18 protein-coding genes and 2 tRNA genes are annotated in these 18,770 nt (G+C 39.2%); 6 read left to right on the top strand and 14 right to left on the bottom strand.

The features are described 5' to 3' along the window. The first annotated feature begins 22 nt into the window (after positions 1 to 22). The 4 genes from I6E82_RS08825 to I6E82_RS08810 all read left to right on the top strand — a co-directional run bounded on the left by I6E82_RS08825 (position 23) and on the right by I6E82_RS08810 (position 2,935). The gene (locus tag I6E82_RS08825) at positions 23 to 1,393 is read left to right on the top strand and encodes an MATE family efflux transporter (RefSeq protein WP_007585131.1); all 1,371 of its coding nucleotides are present in this window, start codon (positions 23 to 25) and stop codon (positions 1,391 to 1,393) included. Further along, on the top strand, positions 1,374 to 2,420 hold the full coding sequence (locus I6E82_RS08820; protein WP_101217814.1) for a DUF3080 family protein: 1,047 nt from the start codon (positions 1,374 to 1,376) through the stop codon (positions 2,418 to 2,420). Before I6E82_RS08825 ends, I6E82_RS08820 begins: the two co-directional genes overlap by 20 nt. A gap of 113 nt (positions 2,421 to 2,533) precedes the next feature. Next, positions 2,534 to 2,610, top strand: a tRNA-Val gene (locus I6E82_RS08815). Between the two features lie 248 nt (positions 2,611 to 2,858). Then, positions 2,859 to 2,935: transfer RNA gene (locus tag I6E82_RS08810), tRNA-Val, on the top strand. A gap of 645 nt (positions 2,936 to 3,580) precedes the next feature. On the opposite strand, the gene I6E82_RS08805 is transcribed toward I6E82_RS08810, so the two are convergent. The 12 genes from I6E82_RS08805 to corA form a co-directional block, all read right to left on the bottom strand. Continuing rightward, on the bottom strand, positions 3,581 to 4,468 hold the full coding sequence (locus tag I6E82_RS08805) for a F0F1 ATP synthase subunit gamma (RefSeq protein ID WP_197117606.1): 888 nt from the start codon (positions 4,466 to 4,468) through the stop codon (positions 3,581 to 3,583). Then, positions 4,465 to 6,045: an alternate F1F0 ATPase, F1 subunit alpha gene (locus I6E82_RS08800; protein WP_197117604.1), complete on the bottom strand. Its 1,581-nt coding sequence runs from the start codon at positions 6,043 to 6,045 to the stop codon at positions 4,465 to 4,467. The genes I6E82_RS08805 and I6E82_RS08800 overlap by 4 nt, the downstream gene beginning before the upstream one ends. Continuing rightward, the gene (locus I6E82_RS08795; RefSeq protein ID WP_197102241.1) at positions 6,045 to 6,845 is read right to left on the bottom strand and encodes a F0F1 ATP synthase subunit delta; all 801 of its coding nucleotides are present in this window, start codon (positions 6,843 to 6,845) and stop codon (positions 6,045 to 6,047) included. The genes I6E82_RS08800 and I6E82_RS08795 overlap by 1 nt, the downstream gene beginning before the upstream one ends. Positions 6,846 to 6,848: 3 nt before the next feature. Further along, positions 6,849 to 7,130, bottom strand: a complete 282-nt coding sequence (locus I6E82_RS08790) for a F0F1 ATP synthase subunit C (protein ID WP_010552606.1) — start codon at positions 7,128 to 7,130, stop codon at positions 6,849 to 6,851. Between the two features lie 34 nt (positions 7,131 to 7,164). Then, on the bottom strand, positions 7,165 to 7,854 hold the full coding sequence (locus I6E82_RS08785; protein WP_010552605.1) for a F0F1 ATP synthase subunit A: 690 nt from the start codon (positions 7,852 to 7,854) through the stop codon (positions 7,165 to 7,167). Further along, complete coding sequence (locus tag I6E82_RS08780; RefSeq protein ID WP_197117602.1) at positions 7,838 to 8,167, bottom strand: ATP synthase subunit I; 330 nt, start codon at positions 8,165 to 8,167, stop codon at positions 7,838 to 7,840. The genes I6E82_RS08785 and I6E82_RS08780 overlap by 17 nt, the downstream gene beginning before the upstream one ends. Then, entirely contained in the window at positions 8,160 to 8,513 is a 354-nt protein-coding gene (locus I6E82_RS08775) for an AtpZ/AtpI family protein (protein WP_024607604.1), read from the bottom strand. Before I6E82_RS08775 ends, I6E82_RS08780 begins: the two co-directional genes overlap by 8 nt. A 20-nt stretch (positions 8,514 to 8,533) precedes the next feature. Beyond that, positions 8,534 to 8,926 (bottom strand): F0F1 ATP synthase subunit epsilon, encoded by a 393-nt coding sequence (locus tag I6E82_RS08770; protein ID WP_024590342.1) that lies wholly within the window; start codon positions 8,924 to 8,926, stop codon positions 8,534 to 8,536. Beyond that, complete coding sequence (atpD, locus tag I6E82_RS08765) at positions 8,901 to 10,358, bottom strand: F0F1 ATP synthase subunit beta (protein WP_101163439.1); 1,458 nt, start codon at positions 10,356 to 10,358, stop codon at positions 8,901 to 8,903. Before atpD ends, I6E82_RS08770 begins: the two co-directional genes overlap by 26 nt. Continuing rightward, positions 10,355 to 12,739, bottom strand: coding sequence for a phosphoketolase family protein (locus I6E82_RS08760; RefSeq protein WP_197117600.1), 2,385 nt, complete (start codon positions 12,737 to 12,739; stop codon positions 10,355 to 10,357). Before I6E82_RS08760 ends, atpD begins: the two co-directional genes overlap by 4 nt. Positions 12,740 to 12,809: 70 nt before the next feature. Further along, positions 12,810 to 13,049, bottom strand: a complete 240-nt coding sequence (locus tag I6E82_RS08755; RefSeq protein ID WP_008168384.1) for an SHOCT domain-containing protein — start codon at positions 13,047 to 13,049, stop codon at positions 12,810 to 12,812. Positions 13,050 to 13,229: 180 nt separating this feature from the next. After that, positions 13,230 to 14,327 (bottom strand): magnesium/cobalt transporter CorA, encoded by a 1,098-nt coding sequence (gene corA / locus I6E82_RS08750; protein WP_331459157.1) that lies wholly within the window; start codon positions 14,325 to 14,327, stop codon positions 13,230 to 13,232. A 666-nt stretch (positions 14,328 to 14,993) separates the two neighbouring features. On the opposite strand from corA, the gene I6E82_RS08745 reads away from it, so the two are divergent. Further along, positions 14,994 to 15,818 carry a PRC-barrel domain-containing protein gene (locus I6E82_RS08745; protein WP_197117598.1) on the top strand — a complete coding sequence of 275 codons (825 nt, stop codon included), beginning with the start codon at positions 14,994 to 14,996 and terminating at the stop codon, positions 15,816 to 15,818. Positions 15,819 to 16,002: 184 nt separating this feature from the next. On the opposite strand, the gene I6E82_RS08740 is transcribed toward I6E82_RS08745, so the two are convergent. Next, positions 16,003 to 16,728, bottom strand: coding sequence for an HAD family hydrolase (locus I6E82_RS08740; RefSeq protein ID WP_024590347.1), 726 nt, complete (start codon positions 16,726 to 16,728; stop codon positions 16,003 to 16,005). Between the two features lie 540 nt (positions 16,729 to 17,268). On the opposite strand from I6E82_RS08740, the gene I6E82_RS08735 reads away from it, so the two are divergent. Beyond that, the gene (locus I6E82_RS08735) at positions 17,269 to 17,460 is read left to right on the top strand and encodes a DUF2934 domain-containing protein (RefSeq protein ID WP_010552595.1); all 192 of its coding nucleotides are present in this window, start codon (positions 17,269 to 17,271) and stop codon (positions 17,458 to 17,460) included. 140 nt (positions 17,461 to 17,600) lie between these two features. Here I6E82_RS08735 and I6E82_RS08730 read toward each other — a convergent pair whose 3' ends face one another. Beyond that, positions 17,601 to 18,338: a Crp/Fnr family transcriptional regulator gene (locus I6E82_RS08730; protein ID WP_024590349.1), complete on the bottom strand. Its 738-nt coding sequence runs from the start codon at positions 18,336 to 18,338 to the stop codon at positions 17,601 to 17,603. Positions 18,339 to 18,770 lie beyond the last annotated feature (432 nt).

Genomic DNA, 18,770 nt, shown 5'->3' with positions numbered 1-18,770 from the left:
ATTTTATCAACTAGCTGTTTTTATGACCTTTTGCAATTGGGAAGCCAAGCGTTTACTTTCCCTCGCTTTACCTGTTTTTTTAGCGCAAGTTACACTTATTTTAATGTCGGTCGTCGACACAATTATGGCAGGTCAAGTTAGCCCTACTGACTTAGCTGCACTGTCTATTGCAACAGGAATATGGAACCCTTTATTACTTGGCCTTCAAGGTATTTTATTAGCGCTTACTGGTATTATTGCGCAGTTTTCGGGCAGTGATGACCGCAAAGGCATTAGCCACTATTTTCAACAAGCGCTTTATTTAACCGCTATTTTGAGCTTTACAGGCTTTGGAATTGCCCATTTAGCAGATGCTATTATTTTTAAGCTCGATACAACGCCTGCAATTGCAAACCTTGCCATTGACTACATTCACTTTGTGAAATGGGGTGTATTTGGATTTTTAATTTTTACGGTATACAGAAACGTTACCGAAGGTATGGGAATGACCAAGCCCGCGTTTTACATAAGCCTATTAGGTTTAGCTGTTAATATTCCGGTAAATTATATTTTCATAAATGGCTTATTTGGTTTTCCTGCTTATGGCGGCGCGGGCTGTGGCATTGCCACTGCAATTGTTTTAACTGTTATGGCAATAGCACAAGTCACTTACTGCCAAATGAGTAAAAAAGTAGATGCTAAAGGCCTGCTTTCATCATTCGAAAAACCTAATTTCACTACCATTGGTATTATTACTAAGTTAGGTATACCAATTTCACTCGCCACCTTTTTTGAAGTCACTTTATTTGCGTGTATACCGCTATTTATAGCGCATTTAGGTGCAGTAGCTATATCGGGGCATCAAATAGCAGCCAGTGTAACTACATTGCTATTTATGATGCCGCTGAGCCTATCAATCGCTATCAGCATTCGTATAGGTAACTTATACGGCCAAAAGAACATGACTCAATTAAAAGTTGCGGTTTCTACCAGCTATATTTTAGCCATTGCTGTGGCGTTATTTTTAGCGCTTATTACGTTTGCCGGTCGTGATTTAATTAGCCAACTGTATACCGACAGCCCTGCTGTTATGGCATTGGCTTCATCAATTATGATTTTAGCGTGTATTTACCAATTACCTGATGCACTGCAAGTTGCAGCAAATGGCATACTCCGTGGGTTAAAATACACCACGCCTATATCGTATATTACGTTTATATCGTATTGGTTAATCGGCTTTTGTTTAGGTTACGTATTGGCAAGAACAGACATAATTGTGCCAGCTATGGGGCCACACGGTTTCTGGACTGGGATAATAGTGGGACTTAGTGTCGCTGCTATTTTATTAATGCTAACGGTAAAAAAACGTCTAAAATATGAATTTCTTAAAATTGATGCACTCAATCAAAACTAATAAACTCAGCCTTAAAACATTACCAGCTACTTTGCTGGTAATGTGTTTTTTAACGCTTACTGGCTGCAACAAACCACAAAGTAGTATAAACGTTACTTATATTGAACGCTTAAGTAGCACAGTTGATACAAGCCCAACACAGCCTGCGCCACTCAAGCAACTCCCCTTACTGCAGCCTACCCCAATAGCACAAAGTGACTTAACACTGAGCATTGTTGAGCTTGCAGGCATTAGCCAATGTAAGCTTAACGTGCTTATAAGTGAGCACAATAACCAATTAGGAAAAACCGCCAGCGCTGCTGGGCAATTAAAATATCAAATAAACTTTATTAAAAGTGCACAGGTTTGCTTAAACACGCTTGATAAAAATAGTCCTAGTTACACAAAAATACTCGCAGCCAAAAACTATAAAGAAACACACCTAATGCACTTTTTTAACACCATGTTATTTAAAGAGCCTGAGCTAAATCGTACTTGGCAACTCACTTCAAACGAGCTTACTACTGAACCTGCTGGTTTTAGTGATACCGTACTTGCGCTAAAGCAACTTGTACTCATTAAGCAACAAATTAAGGCTAAAGAATTTAGTGAAATTAATAGCAATTCTATTTTTAGTGCACTCGAGCAGCTTAATAAATTTCAATTTAACCAGGCACTCATTCAATCGGTCCGCAAGCAGGTAGTGTTAAATAACAACGCCACGCAGTTTGTAAAAACATTAAACTTTAATACGCTGTGCCCACAGGATAAAAATAATAAAAACGCAAAAATCATAAGCAACGTATTTCAAAAGTTTTACCTAAAAGAAATTCAGCCCTATCAAGCGCAGTTAACTGGTTATCTAGAGGCACTACAACCGCTTTATAATGAGCTTTGGTTTAACGAAAGTATCTCAAGCCCTCAAATTAATAACTTAGTAAAAACGGGCTCAGCAAGTAACTTACTGAACTTACTAAAAAGCTCAGCTAAAAAACATGTGGTTTGGTGGCAAGTATTTTATAAAACGTGTGAAATAAGCCCAATATGAATAAAAAAACGGCAAATAAACTCAAAAACAACAAACTTGCTTGATTCACCAACCGCCACGCTATATATTAGCCGCCGTTGTTAAGCAATTAACACCTACTTAAATAAAGTAATACGACTGTAGCTCAGTTGGTTAGAGCACTACCTTGACATGGTAGGGGTCGGTGGTTCGAATCCACTCAGTCGTACCAACATTAATGAAACGTATAATTGAAGGAAAGAGCGCTACCTACTCTTGACCACCCGGTCCAAAGGTCAGTAGTTCGAATCCACTCAGTCGTACCAAAATTTAAGTAAAATAAATAAAAGTACATCTGAAGGAAAAAGCACTACCTACTCTTGATCACCCGGTCCAAAGGTCAGTAGTTCGAATCCACTCAGTCGTACCAAATTTATTCTAATATCACAGAATAAGTTTATTTAAGAATTCAAAAATTGTACGACTGTAGCTCAGTTGGTTAGAGCACTACCTTGACATGGTAGGGGTCGGTGGTTCGAATCCACTCAGTCGTACCAATTCAAAGTAATAAAAAACCAAAAGAAAAAGCACTACCCACTCTTGATCACCCGGTCCAAGGGTCAGCAGTTCGAATCCACTCAGTCGTACCAATTCAAAGCAATAAAAATCCAAAGAAAAAGCACTACCTACTCTTGATCACCCGGTCCAAGGGTCAGTGGTTCGAATCCACTCAGTCGTACCAATTCAAAGTAATAAAAAAACTAAAAGAAAAAGCACTACCTACTCTTAATAACCCGGTCCAAGGGTCAGTGGTTCGAATCCACTCAGTCGTACCAATTCAAAGTAATAAAAAAACCAAAGAAAAAGCACTCTCTACTCTTGAACACTCAACTTCAACAGTTAATCATTAATTAACGATCGCTTACAACCAGGTTATAGCTTTATTTCTTGTAAATTATCCTTGTGAGTTTTGTTGACATTTCATGATTAAAATTCATTCAATTTACAGGGGGGGGTAATCGTGCGCGATTTGTAACCTAGCGGGCTCGGTAGCGGCTTCTGCGTTACTCTGATGGCTTACATTCTTGTAAGAATAAGTAAAAATCGAGTAACAAAGAGTCAATAACCGCACTGTATAGGCGATGTTTTGATTAAAAAGCAACACATACAGCTGCAAATTCAACCTCTAAGATCAACAGCCTCTAGTCTATTTTATTTAGTAATTCATAACCTGCAAGTACATCACTCAACTCCTCGTCAATGGTACTTTGACGCAGAGTATTAAACTCACTCGAAAGCTTATCAAGTAGCTCTTCAATATTTTTTTCAGCGCGTTGCATTGCGCCAAGACGACTGCTATTTTCGCTGACCAACGACTCGGCACATGCACGATAAAGAGAAATAAAAATATACTCGCGGATCAATGCTCTTATTGTTGTAGAGTGCTTGCAGAGTACTTCTGGCAAAGCTTTAGTTGGCCATAAAATATTTTTAAAATTATCTCGCCATTGCTCGTCAAGTGGGAGTAATCGCTGAGACACACATTCATAAAGCGCGCCTTGTTTAGGTTGATTATAAAACACCAATACACGGCAACCAGGATTAAGAACTAAGCTTGATTCACTGTCTATTTGAATTTGCCTAACTAAGGTATCTATATCGTGAACACTCACTGGCACTGTGTATACTTTTACTAAATTAAAGCCGGCATCGGTAAGTCGAGATGCAGCACGTGCGCCTACTACCCAAATTAGAGGTGGCTGGGTCTCGTTACTTAGCGCTTTAATTGCAAAGTCGGTAATACTTTCATTAAATTGCCCTACCAATCCTTGATCTGAGCCGAATATGATCACACCCACTCTGCTTTCATTTATATTTTCGGGTTGTGGTGAAAATTGAAATGACATGTCATCATGCAAACTAGCACTTAATCCTAACTCAACTGCCCGGTAGTAATCTGTCAATGAGCTAATCGATTTTTCATATTGCCCAATACTCGAGGCAGCAAGTGCCTTCATCGTTTTTACCACGCCTTGTAAATCACTTGCACTGGCTATTTTATGGCGTAAATTAGCGGCACTATTGCTCATGTTGTTATTGCCTTCTTTTCAGGCTCAAAATCAACAAGTACGCGCTTAGCCAATTCAACAATTGTTTGTCGATCGTCATCACTTAAGCTTTTAGCAGTATCAAATCTATCACACAAAGCAGGGTCTAACTGCGCAACTGCTTTTTTAAGAATATTTTTTGCGTCGTTTATTTTTAGCAGCTCAATCGAATCTAAAAAGCCATTACTGAGTGCGAGTAATAGCATAATTTGCTCAGGCACTGGCATAGGTGATGATTCAGATTGATGTAAGCTCGCTCGAATACGCCGTCCATGTTCAATTATACGCCGTGTATCATCATCGAGTCGGGCGCCAAAACGAGCAAAGGTTTCTAGCTCTTCAAATTGAGCATATGCAAGCTTTAAATCGCCTGCAACTGCACGAAATGCAGCACGCTGTGCTTTACCGCCCACACGAGAAACCGACTTACCAACGTCAACGGCTGGTAATACACCTAGAGCAAATAATGAGGGTGATAAATAAATTTGTCCGTCGGTAATCGAAATTAAATTAGTTGGAATATAGGCTGAAATATTTTGAGCTTCGGTTTCTATAATGGGGAGTGCAGTTAAGGAACCACCGCCACGTTCTTTATTTAAATGGGTCGCACGCTCTAGTAATCGTGAATGAATATAAAAAATATCCCCAGGAAATGCTTCTCGTCCGGGTGGTCGTCGTAACAACAAAGACAACTCGCGGTAAGCTCTTGCGTGCTTAGTTAAATCGTCATATACAATAAGTACATCACGTCCTTGCTCCATAAAATATTCTGCAATACTGGTTGCAGCGTAAGGCGCTATATACTGTAAGCCCGGTGGCTCATTACCCTCTGTTGCAACAACAACCGTATAAGCCATTGCATTTTGCGCGCGTAATATTGCTATTGATTTAGCAACCGTTGATGCCCGCTGACCAATAGCGCAATAAATACAAATTACATTTTGTTCTCGCTGATTTAAAATCGTGTCTATGGCTATAGCTGTTTTACCTGTTTGCCTGTCACCTAAAATAAGCTCTCGTTGTCCTCGCCCTATTGGAATCATTGCATCGATTACAATAAGTCCGGTTTGCAAAGGCGTAGTAACAGGAGAGCGGTCCATAATTGGTGCAGCTGGACGCTCTATTGGTAAACGCTGCTCAGTTTGTATAACGCTTCCACCGTCTAGTGCCTCGCCAAGTGGGTTTATCACTCGCCCTAATAGCGCATTGCCAACCGCTACATCCATTACACGACCACTGCGGCGCACTTCATCCCCAGCTTGTAAGTGGGCGTATTCACCTAAAAGCACAACACCAACTTCTTTTTCATCAATATTAAACGCAATTCCAAGCACATTACCGGGAAATATAATTAGTTCCTCAAAGCCAACGCCAGGTAATCCCGACACCTTCGCAATACCCGTTGATACACTGGTAATAATACCAACTTCATGTAAGTTCAATTGTGAGTTAACTATTTTTAGCCCTTGCTGAATGTGCTTAAACACATCACCAAACGCGTTTGTTAAACTGTGTATTTTTGTGTTTTTATTTTGAGTGTTTTCGCTAAGGTTACTCATCACTTATCAACAGGTTGAGAAGTTGTAGGCTGAGCTGTTTTTTGTTTTAGTAGCATATCAACTTCCTGCTCGATTGATTGTAAGTAATCGTCAATACTCCACACCAGCTTTTGTCCATTGACACATAACTCAATCCCGCTGATAAGGCTCTCATCGGTGGTGAATTTAATGGTAATATCTTTTGAAAACACAGTATTAATAGCATTCTTAAGTGCTAAACGCTGAGGTTCAGTTAGCTCAAACGCACTTTGAATTAAGGCAGGTACAAATTCACTATTTGTATTTAGCGCCTGCGCTAAAGTAGTTTTTTTGTCGTCATCAAGCTTATATAAGCGGGCTGTAAACACCTCACATATTTGTTGTTCTAAAGTTGTTGATGCCAGTTCAGTTAAGGTTTTGCGACTAATAGCAAATACCTCTTGCTTAACTTTTCGACTTAAAGACTCCTTTAAATTATCAGTCTCTTTTACTATATTTTGTTGATATTTAGTGCCCCAGCTTTGGACTCTTTTTTGCGCCTCTAACATAAGTGTTTGCTCTGCTTGCTTAGCACTCACGCTTACTTGTTGCATCTTTTGTGTACGTTGTTGTTCAAACTCTTCATTTTTCAGAAAAAACTTTTCACGCTCCGCCAGTGCTTCATTTTGGTTTGTTTCAGCATCGTCTAACTCAGCGGCTATGCGCTCTTCTCGCTTATCAATAGCGTGCAAAATTGGTTTATATAAATAGCGTTTTAGTAACCACACCAAAATTAAAAAATTAACCACTTGGGCTGCAACTGTAAACCAATCAATTAGCATGGTTTAACTTCCTGCAGCTTGTGCGATAGCGTAGTTCCAAAACGGATTGGCAAAAATAAGAATCATCGACACGACAAAACAGTATATTGCGGTCGATTCAATCATCGCAAGGCCTACAAAGAGCGTGCGCGTAATAGTTGCTGATGCATCAGGTTGCTGTGCTAATGCACTCAATGCCGTTGCTACTGCTTTACCTTCGCCAAGCGATGGACCTAAACAACCAAAACTAATTGTAATTCCTGAAATAACGATTGATGCCATTGCTATCATTGTCATGCTATCCATGTTCTCTCCAAGTATGATGTGTAGAAATACGTGATTAATTAACTCGTTGTTTGGCTGGTTTTACTGAGCGCGTAGCCGCAGCAATATAAACGGCGGCTAAAATAGTAAAAATATAAGCCTGTACTAAGCCTGTAAGCAAACCCAGTGCCGTCATTACGATTGGGAATATAAAGGGTGTAATGGTTAACAAAATGCCAATGATCATTGCCCCGCTCATCATGTTGCCAAATAACCGCACAGCCAGAGCAAGTGTCCGTGATAATTCGCTAATAATATTAAATGGCAACATAATAAAAGTAGGAGCCATATAAGATTTTAAGTAATTGCCAAGCCCTTGTTCACTGATACCAAATAAAGGCACTGCAATAAATACGGTGAGCGCCAGTGCTGCTGTAGTCGATAACGATGCCGTGGGTGGCTCATAACCCGGAACAATGGTAAACATGCTCGCGGTTACTAAAAATAAAAACAGCGTGCCTAAAAAGCCAAGGTATTTTTTAGCGTCATTCAAGCCTACGTCTTCAATTTGTTGTGTGATCCCCGTTACTATAATTTCTAAAAAATTTTGCCAACGAGAACGCTTTAACGTGGTTGAAAGCTTACGGGTTATCAATATCGAACTAATCACCAAAACCAACATTAAAACCCAAGTGAAAACGATGGTTGCATTGAGTTTTAAAAAACCATTTTGCCAATAAATAACCGTATCAGGACTCAGGTGCATGATGTGTCACCTTTGCTAAATGAGAGGTTGATGCAGTACGGGTAACATAAGTGGTAATAAAACGGGCTATCAAAAAGCTAAATAAACACAGTGGTAATTGCAACCAAGATCTTGATAATAAGTCACTCGTCATTACACTATAAAAGCCACTTAAAGTAATTGCCATGCGTATAAATAAACTCAGCACAACCCATAGCGCTGGGTGAGTCGATACCATACTTTTTTGCACCGTCCACCACAGGCCTCCAAAAAATAAGGCACCAAGCATTAGACCTACACTAACAATAATTAATACGCCAACTAGCTCATGCATCTTCGTCATCCTTTTGCTCTTGATGTATCGCGCTGTCTTCTTTGCTCATCCAGTGCCACGCGTTAAAGCACCCAAGCGCCAAACCTGCCACCAATAAAGCCAATGTCCATGACCGCTCAGTGGCATAATGCGAGTCGATATACACACCTAAACTTGCACCAAGTATGGTAGGCACTGCAACCGACCAACCAATAAGGCCCATCATTCCTAAACCAAACCATATTTTTTGATGAGAGTTAAGCCTTGCTTTTAGCTTACGCTGGGCTTTTATTTCTACTTGTTCTGCAAGTGTTGATGAACTGCTTTGTGAGTCTTTTGAACCTAGGTCGTCTTTTTTGTTTGTCATAAATAAATAGCTTTTAGTGGTTAAAGTCGAAAACGATTTAAAAAGCTACTTTCTAATTTAGCCATCACTGTTCTTACTTGTTGTGCTTGTTCATTGAGTGCCAAAAACTCTTTATCTACAGCGCTGCGAAGTGTCGCCAGATCAGTACCTAATATGGCACTTCGCACCGATACCAGCACAGTGTTTCCTGTTTTAATTAATACGCCCTCATCTACGGCTACAAATATCTCACCGTCTTTTTCGCAATTAAATGTCAAAATACCTGGGGTTAGTGGCGCAACACAGTCAAGGCGATTGGGTAAAAATCCGTACGATCCTTCGCTTGTTTCGGCAACAACATGAGTCACATCATGCCTGTCGAAAAATATCTCATATGGCAGCAATAATTTAAGGTGTATCTGAGTTTGCGTCACCGCTTGTATCCTCATTATTATTTACTGTGGATTTTATTTTGACCTCACTTATGGCACCTATCATATAAAGTGCACTCTCTGGCACGTTTTTAAATTCATCATTTAAAATGCGTTCACACCCATCTAGCGCATCATCAAGGCTAACAAGTTTGCCTTTATAACTAGTAAATTGCTCTGTTGTAAAAAATGGCTGAGTAAGAAAACGCTCTAAACGCCTTGCGCGTCCAACAATGTTGCGGTCCTCAACTGATAACTGTTCAAGCCCTAACATAGCAATAATATCTTTGAGTTCATTGTATTGCGCTAAGGTGCTACGTACCTTTTGTGCAAGTAAGTAGTGGCGCTCTCCCACAACCCCGGGGCTCGCCATTTTTGAATTAGATTGCAGGGGATCTATAGCCGGAAATAATCCTTCGCTAGCGCGTTTACGAGAGAGCACAATAGAAGCCGATAAATGAGAAAATGTATGAACTGCGGCCGGATCGGTAAAATCATCGGCAGGTACATACACCGCTTGAATAGAAGTAATAGCACCATTTTGTGTATTGGCAATTCGCTCTTCTAAGCCGGCAAGCTCTGTGCCCATAGTAGGCTGATAACCAAGCCTTGAAGGCATTTGCCCCATTAAGCCCGATACCTCAGAGCCTGCCTGAATAAAACGAAATATATTGTCGATTAGCAACAGCACATCTCGCTGCTCATCATCACGAAAATACTCAGCCATAGTTAAAGCTGCATGCCCCACCCTAAAACGACTCCCAGGTGGCTCGTTCATTTGCCCAAAAATCATCGCCATGTTTGGCAAAACGCCCGCGTCTTTCATTTCGCGATAAAGCTCTTCGCCTTCACGGCAGCGCTCACCTATGCCACAAAATAGGCTAACACCTTTGTGCTTGCCCACCATATTGTGAATCATTTCAGTCAATAACACTGTTTTTCCAACACCTGCACCGCCAAACAATCCCGCTTTGCCACCACGTTCTAACGGCACCAGCACATCAATTACTTTTATACCGGTTTCAAAAATCTCTGATTGAGTTGACCGTTCGGTTAATGGCACTGGCTTATTATGTACAGAGCGCCACTGAACATCTTTAAGCTCACCACCGCCATCAAGCGTGTTACCAAACACATCAAACATTCTCGATAAGGTTCCTTTACCAACAGGGGTAAGTAACGGTCCACCACTGTCAACAACTTCCATGCCACGCGCAAGTCCTTGTGTAGGCGTGAGCGCAATTGCTCTTACATGATGCTCATTGCGCTGCTCTAGCACTTCAAAAATACACTGTTTATTTTCGCCAGCACTAAGCATTGAATTAATCGCAGGTAGCTTTGTGTCAAAACGCACGTCAATTACGCTGCCGCGTATAGCGGTAATTGTACCGAGATTTTCAAATTTACTAATCGTGGATTGAGCTACAAAATTCATTGATGCGCCTGCCACTGCCAATTACGAATTTCAGGGAGATCTTGCCCATGCTTATTAATATATTTTTTATGCTCAATAAGCTTTTCTTCAAGCTGTTTTTTTAGTGCGTCTCTTTTTGTACCCAAGTTTGGCAGGCGTTCCAGTGTGTCTAACACTAAATGAAAACGATCAATCTCGTTTAATACCGTCATATCAAAAGCAGTTGTAATAGTGCCTTCTTCTTTATACCCGCGAACATGAATATTATGATGATTATTACGCTTGTACGTAAGCCTATGAATAAGCGTTGGGTAGCCATGAAATGCAAAAATAACCGGCTTATTAATAGTAAACAGAGTGTCAAAATCCTCTGCGATTAACCCGTGAGGATGTTCGGTATTAGGCTGTAAACGCATCAAATCAACCACGTTAACAACCCGGATTCTAAGATTACTAAAATGCTCGCGTAAAATCATAACGGCTGCCATCGTTTCCAATGTAGGCACATCACCACAACAAGCCATCACCACATCAGGTGTTGCATCTACGCTATTACCCGCCCATTGCCAAATGCCAATCCCTGCCTCACAATGTTTAACAGCTGCCACCATATCTAACCATTGCGGCGCAGGATGCTTGCCTGCAATAACGACATTAACGTAATGACGACTTCGCAAACAATGATCCATCACCGACAGCAAGCAGTTAGCATCAGGCGGTAAATAAACGCGCACAATTTCAGCTTTTTTATTAATAACATGATCGATAAAACCCGGATCTTGATGGGTAAAACCGTTGTGATCTTGTCGCCATACATGCGATGCCAGTAAATAATTAAGTGAAGCGATTTTTTTACGCCATGGTAAACCTGCCGCCACTTTTAACCATTTAGCATGTTGATTAAACATCGAGTCAATAATATGAATAAACGCTTCATAACTATTAAACAAACCATGGCGGCCGGTTAATAAATATCCTTCAAGCCAACCTTCGCATTGATGTTCACTCAGCATTTCCATTACTCTGCCACTAGGCGAAAGCTGCTCATCGTTGCTATGGGTTGCTGCATTCCACTGTCTATCGGTTACCTCTAGCAGTGCACCTAAACCATTGGATACTGTTTCGTCGGGTCCAAATACTCTAAAATTACGTTGCTCGTCATTAAGCTCAACTATATCTCTCAAAAATGGACCTAAAACTCTGGTATCACCAATTCCGCGTATACCGGGAGAGATTACTTCGCATGCATAATCGCGAAAATCAGGCATATGCAAACCTTCTAGCAGCAACCCACCATTCGCATGAGGATTTGCCCCCATACGGCGATTCCCCGTTGGGGCCAATTCAGCAAGCTCTGGTAATAAACGCCCTTGTGAATCGAAAAGTGTTTCTGGATGATAGCTACGCAGCCAGCTTTCTAATAATTGCAAATGATCTGGATGAGCTGATGGGCTAGAAATAGGAACCTGATGCGCACGCGATGTTCCCTCTATCTGAAAACCATCTACGAGCTTTGGACCCGTCCACCCTTTAGGTGAAATGAGGATAATCATTGGCCAACGTGGACGAGTTGGATCGTTATTATCGAAAGCATCTTTTTTTATTTTTTTTATTTGATGTATTGCGACATCAAGTGCTTTAGCCATAGCCTGATGCATTAGCTCAGGCTCATGTCCTTCAACAAAAATAGGGCTCCAGCCATAACCGAACATTAATTGCTCTAATTCTTCACGGGTAATACGCGCTAAAACGGTAGGATTCGCAATTTTATACCCATTCAAATGCAATATAGGGAGGACAGCACCGTCACTGATAGGATTAAGAAACTTATTAGAATGCCATGCAGTTGCAATAGGCCCTGTTTCTGCCTCACCATCACCCACCACACAAGCAACTATTAAGTCTGGATTATCAAATACAGCTCCAAACGAATGACTCAAAGAATAGCCCAGCTCGCCACCTTCATGAATCGAGCCCGGACACTCGGGCGACACATGACTAGGAATGCCACCGGGAAACGAAAACTGCAAAAACAGTTTTTGCATACCTGCTTTATCTTGGCTTATATCAGGGTAAATTTCACTGTAGGTGCCCTCAAGATAGGTATTAGCAACCATAGCTTGCCCGCCATGCCCTGGGCCAGATACATAAATCATATTTAGATCGTGTATTTTAATAACGCGATTTAAATGCGCGTAAATAAAATTTTGCCCGGGTGTTGTTCCCCAGTGCCCAAGCAACATATTTTTAATATCACTTAGTATCAGTGGGCGCTCTAAAAGTGGGTTATCGCATAAATAAATTTGACCTACCGACAGGTAATTCGTGGCACGCCAATATGCGTCAATTAACTCTAATTCTTTTGATGTTAATGAAGGAAGAATCATATGCAGGGTTTCCATCTTGTCGCATCCAAAAATGCTTAAGCCATGCTCTATATAAGAGCATGGCGAGGATTAGCCAGCGCACTAACTACGCAGTGGTAGTTATGTCCTGTTTTTTTTGCTCGAATTCTTTTTTGTCAATATCGCCGCTGGCGTATCTTTCATTAAGAATATCAATTGCTGTTTTATTAGACTCTAACCCATAGCGTCTATGGGTTCGGTAGCTATAACCCCAATGGCTTAAACTCGATATGAGCAATAACCACATACCAAACCATAAAAACCAACCCCAACCTGAGTACCACTCACTCCAAAATTCATGACCCATTTTAATCTCCACTTAAAATATGGAGCGCAAAACACTTACACCCCAATTAATACAATGAGTGTAAGTGAGTGATATTATTGGTTCTGTTCGCTAGCGTACGCATTTATTATTGTTAATCATAAGCAGTTGTTTTATTGAGCATTTACTTGCTGTTTCTATTAAATTTTGTTTCTATTAAAGTTAATTTCTATTAAGCCAACCTTTACGCCAAAAAATAAATATCATTGCTGCCGTTATCAAAATAAAAACACACCACAAAACGGGATATGCCCAAGTCCAGTTTAGCTCTGGCATGTATTTAAAGTTCATTCCATAAATTCCAGCTATAAATGTTAACGGTATAAAAACAGAAGATATAATAGTAAGCACTTTCATAATTTCATTCATACGGTTTGAAATAGCTGACATGTATAGTTCACTTAAACCGCTTACCATTTCACGGTATGACTCAATAATTTCAACTATTTGAATATTATGCTCATACACATCTCTAAGGTAAGGGCGCGTAGAGTCATCTATTCTGCCTCCTTCCTCGCGATACAAATGGTCGATAACCTCTCGCATAGGCCAAACAATTCTTCTTAATAATGCCAATTCTCGTTTAATACTATGGATATGATGCAGTACGTGGGGGGTTGGATTTTCAAGTGTCGTTACTTCAAGTTCCTCAAGGATATCGCCATATTGTTCAAGTACCGGAAAACATTTATCAACCAGTTCATCAAGTAATGCATAAAGTAAATAACCAGTACCATTTTTGCGAATACGACGATTTTCTGTATGCAAACGACCGCGAACGGATTGCCACACGTCTCCTGGTTTTTCTTGAAAACTCAGTAAAACATTGTCATATAAAAGTAAGCTAACTTGCTCAATATCAAGGATTGTATTATTGGGATCATGCGTCTCTAGCTTCAACATGCTTAATACAACAAATAAATGATCGTCAAAAAATTCGATACGAGGTCGCTGAGGTACATGTAAAATATCTTCTGCGGTGAGCGTATGAAATGCGAAATGATGTTGAAGTAAACCAACAATATAAGAGTCTGTATTACTCACGTGGATCCACCTCACTGTTGCCCACTCGGGTTGAGGAGTTTTTAAAAACTCATCAATATCGCTAACCTCTTTGGCTTCTATACGGCTAGCTGAATAATCTATATAACGTATAACAGCATTGTTTGATCTTGTTGGCGCTAAAACACCAGCAACGTATTCAACTTTGGGTGACGGCCCAGAAATAGTGTTATATTTATGTTTTCTCGACTTGCGCACGTTATATAGCCCCAATGCTGGAGCACCCAACTTTCTCTTTTTATTATGTATTAACATTATATGCTCAATTACTTTATTTAAAGTTAGCTGAATAAAGTGAGTATTCTCAACACTTACAGCGCGAATAAAAGTCAGTCACAAAGCCACGCTACTCAAAAATAAGCATAGAGTCCGTGCGCTAACACTCAAATATAATGCCAGTTTTAAAAATACACTTCGCACGTTCTAATTATTCTTGTTATAGCGTTACCTAAAAATCAATGAAAAATAACATTGCTTGTTCGTCAGCGCACAGACCTTTGTTTTTCAAAAGCCGAAACTGGAAATATTAATCTACTTATCGTTTGTACTTTACAGCTTATAAAAGCATGGTTTTTTATAGATAAGCATTAGGGTCTGTTGACCTTTTAAGATAGAAATTTGTTCTATCTAGGGGCTATTTAATCGCGGCGCAAGGTTTGCAACCTAGCGGGCTCGGTAAAAACCGAGCAAAGCTTCCGCATCCAGCTCACGCTCTAGAATGAATCCAAAGGGCTGCGCATGTTTAACCTCAAAAGATAAACGTGCCCTAAATAAGAAGAAAGCACTTGATAAGCAAAAGCGCGTTAAAAACTGCAAAAATAATGCATTACAAATGCAAATAACCCACTAAAAAGGATCGTTATTATGTTACGTAGTATGAAAGACTTAGAAGGTTGTGCAATCGCTGCTAGTGACGGTATTGTAGGCAAAGAAAAAGATTTTTTGTTTGATGACCTAGCATGGGTGATACGTTATTTTGTTGTAGAAACAGGCACGTGGCTATCGAGTCGCAAAGTTTTAATTTCCCCTATTGCGGTGCAAAACCCAAATTGGGATGAAAAGATTTTCCCTGTTTTAATCAGTAAAGACCAAGTTAAAAATAGTCCTGGTATTGATACTAATAAACCCGTTTCACGACAACATGAAATGGATTACCTAAACTACTATGGATACCCGTATTACTGGATCGGTACTAATTTTTGGGGAAGCGGGATATATCCCTACTCCTTATATCCTGGCAATGACATTTTTGAACATAGTGTCGAAGGTGCCCGCAGCGCAAATCTAATTCATAAAAGTATAAAAAGTCAGCATGATCAAAAAGGGGATCCTAATCTTCGTAGTTGCAAAGCTATTATTGGCTATAACATACACGCTAAAGACGGAGACATTGGCCATGTATCAGGATTTTTAGTTGAAGAAAGTACATGGGCGGTTCGTTACCTAATTGTTGAAACGAGCAATTGGTGGGGAGGACATCAAGCACTTATCCCGTCAGCATGGATTTACGAAGTGCAATGGCTCGACAACTCAATTTCAACTGATTTAGTTCGTAAAGCGATAAAAGATGCGCCGGTATATGAGCCAAATAAAGAGATAACTCAGGACTTTGAAGCAGCTGTTTTTCATCACTATGAACTTGCTGCATACTGGGAAAAAATTGCTAAAACAGTAAATAAACAAAGTTAAAACAGGCGCAAATTCCAAAACAAGCGTGTCTTAATCTGCCTTTTATAACACTCTTACCAAGCAAATATTCAAGGACGATATTTGCTTTTATACTTAAAAACGTTTCCTCAAAATGCTATTTGTAAAACCCAGGTAAAATTCAAATAAGATAAGAGCAATACACATCAATACACATCAATACACATCAATACACATCAATATAAAACAATTTTTTATTTGAATTTAAATTGTATTCAATTAAATCCACTTTATAAGAAAAACCGTAGTTGAGTAAATCACTTATACTATCAATACTCGTATCCGCCTTTCGATAGGTAAGTAGCTGCTTAATATCGTGGGCATAATGTCCTTGACGTGGAAATATAGTTGTTAAATCATTTTTCCACTGCGCTTTCATAGCAGCTAAAATACGTAACTTATCATCTACCATTACATAATGTTTAGCGGGGTACTGCTCTTTTATTGCTGCAAGCATTTGCTCTTTGTGAACATATATCAACACCCTTCCCTCCACTGCATCCCATAAACCGGAGCGTAAAATTTTAAGTGGTTGTAATACAATATCGCCATCAGACAAAATAACGGTGGGGCCAAATTGTTGTAAATGTTCAATCACAGCAAGTGCGTTAGGGTAAAGCCTTTCTTTATATGGATAATTAATTAAAAAAGAAGAAATCAGATGCAGTCTCGGATCATCAGAATGTTCCATTCGATAACACTGTAGTGCGCCCAAATAGTCGGCATAACCGAGTTCTTTACGAAGTTTTTCAAAAATAGACCAGTAATGGTCACTATTTTCACAACCAAATTCACCTTCTAAAAAATCTTTCAAATGGCTTAAAATAGTATCGCTATCGAGCAATGTATTATCAACATCTAGTAAAAATACGATATCGGGAACTGTTTGCACGCGCTGTCCTTAAAATAATTTAAGTACTTTATATTTTATTATATGAGTTTATTAATATTGACTCTGTACGGTATCGCGCCAAACAATGATTATTAAAGCTCATATATTCAACGCTCGTTACCTTCTCAAAATTACTATAAATACAGATAATGGGTAATTTATGTTCGCTGTGGCACAGACTCAAAATTGCAAAGCCATTAGGATAAAGCGGTCATACAAATTGTAGAATAGTCTTTTAAGCTATACGTAGTACTGCTTTTATACCAATTTGCTTAATTAAGTGAGCTATTTTTAGGTAAGAAAACCGTGTCGATAACAAGGCAAAAATTTCGTTATTTAGTTGTTCTTTATCAGAAATTTTTAACACAGTTAGCGTCAGGTTTATGCCCTCAAATTGATCAAGTATTATTGCACATTGGTATTACTATGATAAATCGAGCTTACATTCCACTTAAGATTGAGAATAATGTAACTACACTCAATGTTTTAATTTGGTATTAAGTTTTTTATTTTATCGAGTAATATTTTAGGAATAATCACATGAGTAATAACATCTCAAGTAATTCAGTATCAAAAACTAAATCTAATTTGAATAAAGAAGGTCTCAGCCGACATGACATGATTGAAGCTAAAGCTTACTCATTAGCCAGTGATCGTGACTTTACCGGTGACAATCACTTAAATGATTGGCTTGAGGCTGAAAAGGAAGTAGACGGACAACTACCAAAGTAGGTTAAATGTAAAAAGCCCACTAACAGCAGAACATACACAAATTTTAAAGCCCAGGCTCAATGAGCAACTTGCTGGGCTGTTTTGAAGCTATTACCGGATTTTATTTTTATGTAAATAAACTTATTAGATACCAAAATATATTAACTGATAATGGATAGTTTTCTAACGTTAGGTTTTTTTTCCATATAAGACTCCAACCTGTCTGTTTCTCTTTTTACAACCTCATAGCACTCGCATGACTGAGATTCTAATTGAGGTCGGTCTATCACACTAATATGACCACGTTTATAAGTGATAATACCCAGCTTTTGTAGTTTACCAGCGGCCTCAGTTACTCCCTCACGTCTTACGCCTAACATATTTGCTATTAGCTCTTGAGTCATTATTAAATTGTTACTCGGTAAACGGTCAATCGATAGTAAAAGCCAGCGGCTTAGTTGTTGCACTATACTATGATGACGATTACAAACTGCGGTTTGCGCTGTTTGGGTAATTAATGATTGCGTGTAACGTAACATGAGCATACGCATATCAGGCTCGCTATTAAATTGCCTGCGTAATTCACAAGCGGGTAAGCGATAAGCAGTACCAGCACTTTGCACAATAGCCCGGTTAGGAGTGCTTTCTCCCCCCATAAATACAGCTATACCTACCACCCCTTCATTACCGATAACTGATATTTCAGCAGATGAGCCATCAATCATCACATACAATAATGAAACAATACTATCTATTGGAAAATAAACGTAATCGAGCTTTTCACTTGTTTCATAAATAACTTCTCCAAGGGATAAATTGACTCGCTTTAAAAGCGGAAACATGCGGTGTTGTGCGTCAGTAGATAAAGCATTAAGCAGTTTGTTCTTCAATTGACCCATCTAATGTGAATTTCCTTTTTATATGCCCAACTTATAACTAATAAAACCTAAAAGTAATGGCTTTGAAAGTATGTAAGTCAGGATATTTTAATAATAAACTCGGATTTGTTTATACAGTTATTAGGCGCTAGAAATGAAAGGTCGTTGCTTTTTGATAATAAAAATTGTTCTATTTTTATTAAAGAATTTTAAGGTGCCTTTATTATTTTATATACGTTTATTCACTTTAAATATAAGCCGACACTCCCAGCTGTACTTCACTGAAATAATAAAATACTCAATATAACAAGGCGAATATGTACGCTAACACACATAGTCTAAATTTATCTGCCTTTAGTTGATATATATGCATAATGGTTGATGAAATTTAAAGATAATCCACACCATAACATGGCGACAACTCACTGTTATAAAACACAAAATAGAGCTCTA

Origin of the sequence: Pseudoalteromonas sp. NZS11, from assembly GCF_015864765.1 — a bacterium.
GTDB lineage: Bacteria > Pseudomonadota > Gammaproteobacteria > Enterobacterales > Alteromonadaceae > Pseudoalteromonas > Pseudoalteromonas arctica.
This window is presented reverse-complemented; position numbering and strand designations above follow the sequence as displayed.